The sequence below is a fragment of the Brevibacillus fortis genome, from assembly GCF_046196545.1.
Classification (GTDB): Bacteria; Bacillota; Bacilli; order Brevibacillales; family Brevibacillaceae; genus Brevibacillus; species Brevibacillus fortis_A.
The window spans coordinates 4,377,974-4,389,531 of record NZ_CP176370.1 but is presented as its reverse complement, the minus strand read 5'-3'; the positions used below and the strand labels follow the sequence as shown (position 1 = coordinate 4,389,531).

The following is an 11,558-nucleotide window of genomic DNA, read 5'->3' as shown; positions in this document are numbered from 1 at the left end:
ATTGCGTGAGATTTTTCACCTAGCGAAAGAACTGCTGAATTGAAAAGTAGGTTCGGATAACCACACAATATCTGAATTATTTTCAATCATTAGAACGGAATATCTTTCATTTATTTTTAGCTAGGCTATGCTCGTCCGTCAATCAGAAACTCCAAAATGTAAAAGAAACAATCTCTTATTAGAATAAAAAATATAATCCTCCCAAATAGCTTCATACCAGAAATTAGGCTGACATTCCACTTTATATACCGTTAGTTGCCCCTCAAAAAAATCTGATAATAACGTAATAAAACCGTGTATGCAATGCTTTGGGTCAAACTTTACGGATGAATCAAATTGGTGATAAGGATACCCAATTTCAAAGAACCAATCATCGCAAGTTTTCTCTAATTTTGCTCTCCAATCGTCAAGTGGTATCAATCGTACTTCACCTAAGTTTTTATCACCCTCTAGATTAAAGCTATATGTAAAAGCAGTAAGAATACCATCATGATACTCCAATTCATTCCATTCAAATGTATATCCATGATTTGTATGGAGATTTAATAGGGAGAAAGCTTGCAGAAAACCATTTATTTGGGCTTGCTTGATTTTATCCATTCAATCCCCTGACCGTTAGCTTAACACTGTCGCCGGTCAAACATTTTATTTTTCAGTCCACAACTTTATTTACTCAGAACAATGGGAAGAGGTTTTTTGGTGAACTTAAAACAATGCGAGCAGAAATGATATCCCTAACCACAAGCATAGAGGGCTGAACAATGCCGTATCTTGGCGGGCAAACTTCGTATTTTTTACTTTTTTAAAAAAGCCAATGTAGTTGAAGTCTCCCACAGCCCGCAGGACAAAAACAGCGGCATAGACAATGCATCCCCATTGAATCAAAGAAGGGGCTATAACAGGCGGGAGATAACCACTCTGTGCAAGCAAAAGGTAAGCGGCACAAGTCAACAAGCAGGCAACGACGATCGTTCCACCTTTCCCAGGGGAAAAAGTCCGACGTGAATGATCGGCTGTTGTGGGAATGACGGAATCGGTGCCCCATTTTCCTCCGAAGGCCCAATAAAAATGCAGCAAGGATACGAAGACTAAGAAGAGAGCAGATGAGATAGGGAAAACATGCGCCATGGGAATGCCTCCTATTGATTTGTTAGGTTTTTGAGAAAGATACGCATTCGTATGTTTTGGGCAAAAAATCCCTGCGCAGTATAGTCTGTCAGGCAGAGAGGGGTAATCAAATCCAAGTCATAAAATGATGCAAGGGCGCGGACATATCAAATGGCGCTTCCAGCTCTCTGCGCACAAGCCAACCAATATAGAGGAGGTACGCGAGTTGAGCACGTGCCTTTGCATTAGCGGGAGCCAGCCCTTTTTTCTCATACAAAGAGGCCACGAAGCCGATCCTACGCTGCTCAATTTCCACGAGACGTTTGGAAAGGGCGGGATGCTGTTTCGCCCAGTTGTAGATCGCGGCTTCGATTTTTCGATCGCTGCTAAAAACGCTCGACAACAGCTGCTCCAACGACATGTTGTCCGCGTGTGGGGCTCGAATGATCCGCTCGGTCGCATGCTCCTCCCAATAATCGATCATGGAGTCCAATAGAGCTTGACGATCTGGAAAGTGATGATAAAAGCTCCCCTTGCTGATCTTCAGTTTTCTGGCGAGAGGTTCCACACGAACAGCGTCAATGCCTGCTTCAGCCAACATATCGAGCCCTGCCCGAATCCAATCTTCACGTACGTATTGCATGGTTCACCTCAAAAGATACGGTGTCGTATGTCTGCTTCCATGTTATTTCACCGGGTGTGAAATGTCAAACGATGAAATCAACATTAATTCCTGCGACTGTATCAGTCATTGGCCTCGGCAATATGGGAGTAGCACTCGCCGACGCCATTGCTCGCATTGGCCACACAGAAAGTAGCAGAGGGCTAAGGTGCTGACTCTTTTGATCGCGTAATTGAGGCAATCCGGAAACCGCTGTTGAATTAATTCCTTTCCCTGGTGCCAATGAAAAACAACCTCGCTTCGCATGATGATCATAGCGAAAACGAGGTTGTTTTTCCGACTGAGTTTAAATGGAGCTGTACGTAGCTTCTGTTATTCGCGAATGGATTTGATCATAGCAATATGCTCGATACCCGCATCATCAAACAAGTCGCCAAAAGGTTCATAGCCGAGCTTTTCATAAAACCGTTGGGCTTGCGTCTGTGCGTTTAGCTTCAGGCTGCCATACCCGTGTTGTTTGGCCAGCTCTTCCATCGCGAGCATGATTTGGCGGCCCAGCCCGGTACCGCGTTCCGTTTTGGCAACCGCCACCCGTTCAATTTTTCCGACCCCAGGTGCGTAGGTACGGATACGGCTTGCGCCCACTGGCTTTCCATCGCGGTAGGTCACAAAATGAATCGTTCCGCCATCCAGTGTGTCATGCTCATCTATTTCCAACTCTTCCGGTACTTCCTGTTCCTCGATGAAAACGACTCGGCGTACGGATAGAGCATCCGCCAATTCTTGTTCAGTGGTGACTCTTTGGATCTGGTAGGTTTGCAGGTTCATGGGTATTCGTCCTTTGTCAGAAAATATCCCTCCCTACGACATATACGCAGGGAGGGTTGGTGTTTGAGGAAAGGGTGTTTATTTTTTGAGAAGGAAAGTCTGGTAAACGCTCCAGATGCCATCCTCTAGCTGATAAACCAAGTGGAAGCGATCAATCTCGCTGTTCAGGTCAATTTTTGCCATGCTGAGTTGGCCGGTTACATCCCGCAGCTCATCGTCGGACAGGTCGCGCCCGATGGTCAGATGCGGTACGTATGCGTAGGTTTCTTTTTCATTCACACACTGATTGGCAATCTTTTGATGCAGCTCATTAAATGGTTCTTTGTTTTGCACAGCCAAATAGATCACGTTGTTTGTAGGGTGGAAAGAAGATACCCGATGGAAATGAGCCGAAAAGCTGTCGGTAGAGGAGGCAACCTGCTCCAGATGGCTGACCAGCTCAGGCAGCTTGGTTTCGTCCAGCTCAAAGGCTTCCTTCAAACGGATATACGGAGGAACCAAAGCATAGCCCGGGTCATAACGTTTCCGGTAAGAGTTGGCTACTTCTTGCACCTTGCTAGATGGGAATATTACGATACTGTACATCATCAGAACCACTCCTCCTTACTATCTATCATGCTCTACAAGATCTTATTTTAACAGAAAATTCTTCATTTGTGTAATGTTAAGCGTGGGTCCGTATATTCCTTGCGCCAAAGGAAAGACTGTGTAGTGCAAGGAGGTGCCGCACTGTATGTATACGGCTATGATTGTCACATTCATTTTTCTCGTTCTGCTTCTACTGTCTGTGCTGACCTTCACGATCTTGACTGCGATACGAAAAGGAGAATTCGAAGAAGCACTCGTATCGACTATTAAAGATGAAGGTCCACAAGAAGAACAGCCACGGTAAGTTTACCCGTAAAGCGTCTTAAGCATACGCGGTAAATTGCGCTGCCAGTGGCCCCACGTATGGTCACCCTCAAACGTTTCATAAACGAGGGTGGCTTTTTTCGTGCGCAAAATGTCGCGCAGTTCTTCATTGGCCGCTAAAAGATTCAATGTGCCACGGCCCGTGCTTACTGCCGTTTCCTCCGTCCCGATCTCCATATAAATGGTCTGCGGAACGGAAAAGTCAGCGTCAGCTATCAGACGATTTAACTTTGCGTCCATGGCAATCGACTGGCAGGCAACTTGTCCAAACGTATGTGGATAGTTAAGAGCAGTGAATAAAGAGACAACCCCGCCCAAAGATTCGCCAAGAAGTGTTCGTGCGTTCCCCAAAGGATGTGTGGAGAAATGCGTATCGACATAGCTCACGACTTCATCGGCGAGGAAGCGACGGTAGGCCATATGTTCCTTGCCATCCGGATGATAACGGTCGTTCCGTTTGCTTTTCTCGACAGGGAGAAAGGCAGCGATGATATCAGGCAATTCTTTGTCCCGATTCATCTGATCCAGCAAAGAAGCCATCCTGCCCATTGCCAAGTAATCTTCTCCATCCTGTACGTAGAGGACTGGATACGAGTAGAGTGGCGAGTAGCGTTGGGGTGTGTAGACAATCAGCTTTTCCGGCGTCCCCAAATGCCGGCTTTCCAAGATGATTTCCTCAAGGGCCACTGCGTTGTCCTCCTTATTGGGATATTCCTTTCATTATTATACAGGAGCAAGCGGGCATGCCCAATAGTTTGGGTGCAAGGTCAGGCTGTGGGCGAAAGATTGTCGCAATTTGGTCAGCGTGTGATACTATGGTAGGAAACGACTTCACTCGATTTGTGGAAGGGGTTGTCTCTTATATGAAGAAGCAAGTACACAGCATCGAAGTCAGAAACGCTGCTCTCGCACGTTTGGCAGAACGCGGAGTGACGGTAGATGATATCGCAGAGATCGTCTATCTCATGCAGTCGCCCTACCATCCAGATCTCACGATGGCGCAGTGCATCGAGAGCGTGAAAGCAGTCTTGGAAAAAAGGGAAATGCAGCACGCCATCCTGGTTGGCGTTGAGTTGGATACGTTAGCAGAGAAAGGCCTCTTGTCTGAGCCACTTCAATCCATCATCGCATCAGATGAAGGACTGTTTGGATGCGACGAAACATTGGCACTAGGCTCCGTATTTGGATATGGAAGTATCGCGGTGACCACCTTTGGACATTTGGATAAGCACAAGGTCGGGGTGATTAAAAGGCTGGATACCAAGTCGGGAGAGGGACGTGTTCACACGTTTTTGGACGACCTCGTGGCGAGTGTGGCAGCCAATGCGTCTAGTCGCATGGCCCATCGGATGAGAGATGAGCAGGAGGCGGAGTTGGCACGAAGTGAGGCGTTGAAGCAACAGGAAGCGGAGCTGCGTGTCGAGGAGAAGGGGAAAGGGACGGAGCAGGCTGGGTAGGTTAGGTATGGGATGAGGGAGTTTGTTTCGATCGTTACCTAATTATCTTGTTTGTTTGAAACGCTATTGGATCGCTTTCAGCTTGGCAGGAGCCATTTCTTCACCGATGTAGCTCAAATGCTTGATGGCGTCGTGTTTGATGTGATGTCATCTTGTAGGTAATCCCTATGTTTTATAGGGGGGATGTGGGCAGCAGCGGTGGGGAATGGCTTTTTACAAGGTAAAAGCAAGCCTGATTTCACTGGGTTTTTTAGTGTTCTTTTGGTACGAGTGAAAATTTTTACAAGAAATTATTCATTTACTCTTGAAATCCATTTTACGATACTGTATAGTAATAAATGTGATCGACGTCCGATACGATTCGGGCCCTTAGCTCAGTTGGTCAGAGCGGTCGGCTCATAACCGATTGGTCGTAGGTTCGAGTCCTACAGGGCCCACCATTAAACGATCACACACATATCCCATGATCCGGTAGCTCAGTTGGGAGAGCACCATCTTGACAGGGTGGGGGTCGCTGGTTCGAACCCAGTCCGGATCACCATAATTGATATATCAAGGGTTTGAGCGTGATTATAACACTTTATTAGTTAAGTGGTCGCACTCAGACACGCCTTCAAATATGAAGCACACTTTCTTTCAGAATCAAAATCTGAAAAGGGAGTGTGCTTTTTCGTGTTACTCAAGTTTGCCATTAAAGATTTTAAGGATGATCGTGAGTACAAAAACTTATCCCCTAAAACCATCGAATCCTACATGTCTGCGCTTAATGAATTTCAATCCTTTTGTTCAAATGAGGAAATCATTGATGTGAATGACGTGACAGCAAACGCAGTGAAGAACTACTTGATGTATTGTCACAAAGAACGAAAGAACAATGTAACCACAAGAAACAGCAAACTTCACGTTCTTAAAATCTTCTTCAACTACCTTGAAGAAAATGAAATCATCACTTCGAAACAAAATCCTACAAAGAGAATTGGTTACGGCAAAGAGGACATTAAAATTGAGGTATTTCAAGACAGTCACATAAAAAAGATGTTGGGCTACTACCAGCGCATTAAGCAAAGGGAAAAATCCTACTTTGCATATCGTGACTACACTATGATTGTTTTTCTCCTTGCCACAGGCGTTCGTTTGGGAGAGTTGGTCAATCTTAAATGGAATGAAGTAGATATTAAAAATGGTACAGTAACCGTATTCGGAAAGAAACGCCAGCAAAGTTCTATTCCTATTACTGATAAATTAATCAAGGAACTTTGTGAATACAGAGTGTTTTGTGAGAAGACATTTGGGGAGATACCTGATTCCGTTTTCACTGACATTGAAGGAAATCAATTGACAGATAACAGTGTGAAATGTGTATTTAAGCGGTTGAAAACAGTGATGAACTTTAATGATGTACGCCTATCCGCTCACACCTTCCGTCATACGTTCGCCCACAGAATGTTGATGAATGGTTGTGACATATTTACCCTGCAAAAGATGCTTCGGCATAGTAACATTTCCATGACACAACGATACTTGGCTATATGGGGAACAGCCCTAAAAGAGCAGAACGACAAATTCAATCCCCTCAACAACATAGATATATAGTAGTGGTAATTTGAAAGAGCGGATGATACCGCTCTTTTTTTCTTGCTTTATCTCTCCGTATAAGCCATTCTAAGCCACAGATCAAGGGGAGGGTGCAATCCATATCCCCAACCAATTTCCATTCCCCACAGTCCTATTCTGAATATTACCTCTATGGAAATTCCTTGAAACATCAATACTCCGACTATCCGAATTTGAACATGGTCAGGTCAGATGATAGTTCTGAAACGCTTGTGAAATTGTAACGCTTGCAAAATCAATCCAAAATTAAAAATGTATGGTATTTGGGGTACATATAATATGAGTGATTAACTATTACAAAGTTGAGTAGACATGTATACATACATATTATATGTACCTCGGATAGCGTATCTTATAGATTTTGGATTGAGATTGGGATAGAAAAACATTGTGTCAGAAAACTGATACAAAATACCCTCCACAGGGGCTATACAGTGAGGGCATTTTATTATTCATTCTTGAAAAGTCAAGAATTAATCATTACAGGAAAAAACTGATACAAAATGCTCTCCACAGGGGCTATATAGTGAGGAGTGTTTTAAAAAATATTCCACAAAAAACTACATGGAAAGACGGTACATCACTACTTAATAAGTGAGAGGTTTGGTAAACGCAACTCTGAGATTCTGAGCAAAATCATTACAGGAAAAAACTGCACAAGAAGACCATACATCATCACTTAATAAGTGAGCGGGTTATCCATGATGCCATCAATTTCAGCGTGACAGGAATTGGTTGTGAATAACCGCTCCATAGGGACTCTTAGTTGAGGAACCAAAAATGATAATTACTTTTCGTAAGTGAATCCAGTTTGAATATTAACATCAATTAAAAATAACGGGGACAAAAAAGGCACACTTTTTCTTCCACAGGGACTTAAACTTAATAGATGAGGGGAGTTAATCCGATCTGGAAAGTTCTAGGGACAAAAACTCTTATAAAAAGTCTCTCACAGGGACTTACTAGGTAGGGGTTACTTTGACTAGATAAGTTATGGGACAAGATCGGTTGACAAACCCCTTCTCACAGGAACATATACAGTGAGAGGGTCGAAATTTTATTCGACAAAAAACTGAATCAAATGCACCTCCACAGGGACTTACTAGGTAAGAGGACTGAACAATCCAACAGAAATAATTCCCATGTGCCAATTATTTCGTATTTACAGGTGTCTAAATCCTATTCTTACCAGTAGACACCTACTCCTTTTTTACTGTCTCTGATTAAATTTTTTGAATAAGCATTTGAATATGCTATCGCATTATAAGGAAGTGATACAATGGCTGAAATTACAGCAAATGGTTATCAAAGTTTAAGGGGCTTTATTCAATCAACATGGAAATACATTGAACTACGTGATGGCTCAGGTACTCCAATCATTCGTTTAAGCCCATCAGACCAAAGAGTTACTTGGACACACCAAGCAGGAAACCAAACCTTGGAACTAACAATTGTGGTGAAGGGTTCTGATGCTGATCTGGCAAGCGCTCTGCCAAAGACGTTTGCTCAGAGTGCCATTTTTGATGTTGCAAGCGGTGGAAGCCCATACAGTGTTGAAACCTACACAGCATTTACAATGGAAACAAGCATGGATGAGTTAACAGTTAAACATCAAATTCAAGTCCCACAGGTCGTATAGGGTGATTGTCGATGCTAGGTAGCGGAACACAAGCAAATCCTTATATCATTCAAACACCACAAGATTTACATGATGTACGAAATAATCTAACTGCCAACTATGAATTGGGCAACGACATTGACATGTCTGCTTGGGGTTTGTGGAATCCAATTTCTTATTATGACAACGTCACTTGGGTGAATGGATTCTCTGGTAACTTTGATGGTAAGGGTTATAAGATCAAGAATCTCACTATCTCAAAAAATGAGGGTGGGATTTATTTAGGTTTGTTTGGTCAATTCATTAATGGAACACTGCAAAATGTTGCCTTAGAGAATGTTCAAATCAACACTGGTGGAAGTGGAAACAATCGTTTAGTAGGTGCGCTAATTGGCTATGCCTACAATGCAACGATAATCAATTGCTATGCTACTGAGGGCAGCGTAAAAGCGCAAGAAGAATCAGGTGGACTGATTGGGAAAGTGTGGCAATGTAATATCAGTGATTGCTATACCAACAACAATGTCACCTTGGCAACTTCTTATTATGGCGGCGGCTTTGTTGGGTCAGTGGATAGCAATACTACCATAACGAATTGCTATTCAAGTGGTAAGGTAACATATAGTCAAACTTCACTTTGGAATGGTGTTAGTGGCTTTGCTGGATTTGTTCGCAACAAAACAGACATCATCTTTTCCAATTGTATTTGGGATAAAGATTCATCAGGTCAAGTCAATCCGCCTAAGATTGGAAGTCCACCTTCTACTGTCGTTAGCGGTGTAATAGGTAAAACAACATCAGAGATGAAGCAGCAGTCAACGTATCTAAATTGGGATTTCGTTACTGTTTGGAACATATTGCCGAATGAATATCCAAAGTTGAAAAGTTTCTTGTCTGCAATTGATAAGAAAGTAATAATCACACTGACATCTAAAGTTGCCAATCTCACTGATCTTAGCGTTAAGGGTAGCAAAAAGCACGTAAAATCTACCGCTTCAATGGATGATATAACTTCCAACATAATGCCTGCTAGAAAGAAAAGCGTTCAGCCACATTCATACGTTGGAGCGATTGCATCAACAGCCACACGATTTGCAAGAATTGTAAGGGCAGTGACTAATGTGGTTACTTCACACCTGAAACCAATCTCATCTGCTACGACAACTACTGGTAAGGTCATGAGAAAGCCATTATCACGCTTGAAGCGTATCATTACAGTTGCACAGGGTTTAATAAATCCATCATTATTACAGGTTGATGCATACGCCTATCATATTGAGAATCCATCCAATCATTCTCATGTAGAAAGCATGACTTCAAGTAGCGTTATGGAGAATCCTTCCTTTGTGGAGGTGATAGAATAATGGCATTTACAGGCGATACAGTAAGATTAATCGTCAAGTTTAGAAACTTTGATGGAAAAGCGATTGACCCTACAGATGTGAAGTTGAAGATTTTCTCTGAATCAGAGCAGACAATTGAAGAGTTTCAACTTAACGACACCAATCGATTAGAGATTGGCGTTTTTTATTTTGATTACATTGTTCCAGTTGGTGAGGGTAACTTGATTTATGAATTCTCAGGAATGGTTAATGGCAAGCCCATCATTACAAGGGGAACGATAGAGCGTAGATTTATTTAAGGGGGTGTATTCAATGGATACAGATAATCAACAAACTGATATGAAGACATATACAGAAGACGAAGTGAATGGACTCATTCAATCTGCAAAAGATGAATGGACAAATACAGAGTTGGAGCCACTTCAACAGCAGATCAAAGAGTTAGAGCAGTTCAAGCCAGTTCAAAAAACTGATGCTGAAATCGCCTTAGAACAGAAATCAAAGGAACTGTTTGAAAAGGAAAAAACATTGACGCTGAAAGAAGCAGGACTTCAAGAATTTGCAGAGTTCTTTGAAGTTGGCAATATTGATGATTTGCAGTCGAAGATTGAGCAATTCAATAAGATTTTGGCTAGCAAATCGCTTGATAACACATACAAGCCAGAGAGTCATAAGACATCTGATAAGTATTCCATTGCTGAGAAAAAAGGGGATACTGTCAGCATGATTGGTTCCAAAATGTCAAAGATTTTCAATTAATAAATAGGAGAGATTACGCTTTATGATTAAATCTACAGATTTCACAAATTTAGAGAACGTGGACTTATCCAAGGAAATTTCCTTGGTTTCGCCAATTGATACACCATTTTACACGTTGATGCTTGCTAATAATCGCGTGGAAAACGCAACCTCTAAGATCATCACTTGGAGAGAAAAAACGCTTGATAATACCTCTGACATTACGGTTGCAGAAGGTTCGGAAACAACTGTGTTTCAGGCATCAAGTCGCGCTGAACTGAACAACGTACAGGAAATTTTCAAGAAGGCAGTAAGTGTATCTGGTTCTGCACAAGCGTCTGACGTTATAGGAATTTCAAACTTGTTCGCTTCTGAGGTAAATGATCGCTTGATTGAGATGAAAGTCCAAGTTGAAAAGAAACTGTTGAATGGAGTAAAAGACCTGGGTTCTGTTGATGGCATTCGGAACATGGGCGGTTTGCTGAGTTTCGTTCCTTCAACAAACAAAGTAACTGGTGCTACCATTAACGCAATCACAGAAGATGAGGTAAAGGCAACAGTTCGTAAACTGTGGGAAGCAGGAGTTGCAACAAGTGAATTCTTTGCGCTGGTCAATGCAGATGTAAAGGAAATGATTGATGACTTGTACAAGGATAAATACTCCTACATTGCACAACAAAGCAAATTTGGCTTGATCGTTGACACAATCCGCACTAACTATGGTAATGTCAATTTCATTCTTGATCGTCATATGCCAACAGATAAAATCGTAATGTTCGACATCAACAACGTAGCAGTTTCCTATCTCCGTAAGCCATTCTTTGAGTTGCTTGGAAAAACTGGTGATAACGTCAAAGGACAAGTCATTACAGAAGCATCCTTGAAGGTACTTGCTCCTAAAGGTTTGGCTGAGTACACGCTGAAAACTTCATAATTCAATACTGGACAATTAGAGTAGGGCATATTTCTGCCCTGCTCTTTTTTCTTTTCCAATAACTAAACTTTTTGAAAGGGGTGAAAATCATGAATGAACGTGAAGCATATACGCTCAAGCGAAGGCAAAAGAAAATTCGCTTACATCATATAGCCAGAAACATTGGCTGTTCAACATCTCTTCTCTCCAGATTTGAAACGGGAGATTGTGAAATGTCTCAGGAGAAGAAGCGTAAGTACAAAGAATTTATAGATCAATTTGTAAAATATGAAAGGTAGGTGAATGCAGTGCAAGATTTTAAAACCTAATCTCCTTTGTCCACAGGGATAAAAGGAGATTAAAAGAGCGTTTTATTGTGATGTATTAGGGTTTAGGTAATTTTATG

The 11,558-nt window shown here is 42.2% G+C and carries 15 protein-coding genes and 2 tRNA genes; 11 read left to right on the top strand and 6 right to left on the bottom strand.

Features of this window, described 5'->3' with window-relative positions; all coding sequences use genetic code 11:
- Positions 1–138: 138 nt before the first annotated feature.
- The 5 genes from ACKKE8_RS21650 to ACKKE8_RS21630 form a co-directional block, all read right to left on the bottom strand.
- The gene (locus ACKKE8_RS21650; RefSeq protein WP_409174850.1) at positions 139–600 is read right to left on the bottom strand and encodes a hypothetical protein; all 462 of its coding nucleotides are present in this window, start codon (positions 598–600) and stop codon (positions 139–141) included.
- A 105-nt stretch (positions 601–705) separates the two neighbouring features.
- Entirely contained in the window at positions 706–1,128 is a 423-nt protein-coding gene (locus ACKKE8_RS21645) for a DUF3995 domain-containing protein (RefSeq protein ID WP_409174849.1), read from the bottom strand.
- A gap of 106 nt (positions 1,129–1,234) precedes the next feature.
- Complete coding sequence (locus ACKKE8_RS21640; protein WP_409174848.1) at positions 1,235–1,750, bottom strand: TetR/AcrR family transcriptional regulator; 516 nt, start codon at positions 1,748–1,750, stop codon at positions 1,235–1,237.
- 351 nt (positions 1,751–2,101) lie between these two features.
- Positions 2,102–2,557, bottom strand: a complete 456-nt coding sequence (locus tag ACKKE8_RS21635) for a GNAT family N-acetyltransferase (protein ID WP_409174847.1) — start codon at positions 2,555–2,557, stop codon at positions 2,102–2,104.
- Positions 2,558–2,635: 78 nt separating this feature from the next.
- Entirely contained in the window at positions 2,636–3,145 is a 510-nt protein-coding gene (locus tag ACKKE8_RS21630; RefSeq protein ID WP_409174846.1) for a YjcG family protein, read from the bottom strand.
- A 145-nt stretch (positions 3,146–3,290) separates the two neighbouring features.
- Here ACKKE8_RS21630 and ACKKE8_RS21625 point away from each other — a divergent pair, with 145 nt between their 5' ends.
- Positions 3,291–3,449 carry a hypothetical protein gene (locus ACKKE8_RS21625; RefSeq protein WP_409174845.1) on the top strand — a complete coding sequence of 53 codons (159 nt, stop codon included), beginning with the start codon at positions 3,291–3,293 and terminating at the stop codon, positions 3,447–3,449.
- A gap of 2 nt (positions 3,450–3,451) precedes the next feature.
- On the opposite strand, the gene ACKKE8_RS21620 is transcribed toward ACKKE8_RS21625, so the two are convergent.
- Positions 3,452–4,156: an alpha/beta hydrolase gene (locus tag ACKKE8_RS21620; RefSeq protein WP_409174844.1), complete on the bottom strand. Its 705-nt coding sequence runs from the start codon at positions 4,154–4,156 to the stop codon at positions 3,452–3,454.
- Between the two features lie 176 nt (positions 4,157–4,332).
- Between ACKKE8_RS21620 and ACKKE8_RS21615 the strand changes: the two genes are divergently transcribed.
- The 10 genes from ACKKE8_RS21615 to ACKKE8_RS21570 all read left to right on the top strand — a co-directional run bounded on the left by ACKKE8_RS21615 (position 4,333) and on the right by ACKKE8_RS21570 (position 11,451).
- Entirely contained in the window at positions 4,333–4,926 is a 594-nt protein-coding gene (locus ACKKE8_RS21615) for a phosphatidylglycerophosphatase A (RefSeq protein ID WP_409179177.1), read from the top strand.
- Positions 4,927–5,289: 363 nt separating this feature from the next.
- Positions 5,290–5,366: transfer RNA gene (locus ACKKE8_RS21610), tRNA-Ile, on the top strand.
- Positions 5,367–5,391: 25 nt separating this feature from the next.
- Positions 5,392–5,467 (top strand) — tRNA-Val (locus ACKKE8_RS21605).
- 131 nt (positions 5,468–5,598) lie between these two features.
- A complete protein-coding gene (locus tag ACKKE8_RS21600) occupies positions 5,599–6,519 on the top strand; it encodes a tyrosine-type recombinase/integrase (protein ID WP_409174843.1) in 921 nt (306 codons plus the stop codon).
- A gap of 1,300 nt (positions 6,520–7,819) precedes the next feature.
- Positions 7,820–8,179: a hypothetical protein gene (locus ACKKE8_RS21595; protein WP_409174842.1), complete on the top strand. Its 360-nt coding sequence runs from the start codon at positions 7,820–7,822 to the stop codon at positions 8,177–8,179.
- 11 nt (positions 8,180–8,190) lie between these two features.
- On the top strand, positions 8,191–9,522 hold the full coding sequence (locus ACKKE8_RS21590; RefSeq protein WP_409174841.1) for a GLUG motif-containing protein: 1,332 nt from the start codon (positions 8,191–8,193) through the stop codon (positions 9,520–9,522).
- On the top strand, positions 9,522–9,800 hold the full coding sequence (locus tag ACKKE8_RS21585) for a hypothetical protein (protein ID WP_409174840.1): 279 nt from the start codon (positions 9,522–9,524) through the stop codon (positions 9,798–9,800). The genes ACKKE8_RS21590 and ACKKE8_RS21585 overlap by 1 nt, the downstream gene beginning before the upstream one ends.
- A 13-nt stretch (positions 9,801–9,813) precedes the next feature.
- On the top strand, positions 9,814–10,260 hold the full coding sequence (locus ACKKE8_RS21580) for a hypothetical protein (protein WP_409174839.1): 447 nt from the start codon (positions 9,814–9,816) through the stop codon (positions 10,258–10,260).
- Positions 10,261–10,282: 22 nt separating this feature from the next.
- The gene (locus ACKKE8_RS21575; RefSeq protein WP_409174838.1) at positions 10,283–11,173 is read left to right on the top strand and encodes a DUF5309 domain-containing protein; all 891 of its coding nucleotides are present in this window, start codon (positions 10,283–10,285) and stop codon (positions 11,171–11,173) included.
- An 89-nt stretch (positions 11,174–11,262) separates the two neighbouring features.
- Positions 11,263–11,451: a helix-turn-helix domain-containing protein gene (locus ACKKE8_RS21570; protein WP_409174837.1), complete on the top strand. Its 189-nt coding sequence runs from the start codon at positions 11,263–11,265 to the stop codon at positions 11,449–11,451.
- Positions 11,452–11,558: the final 107 nt, after the last annotated feature.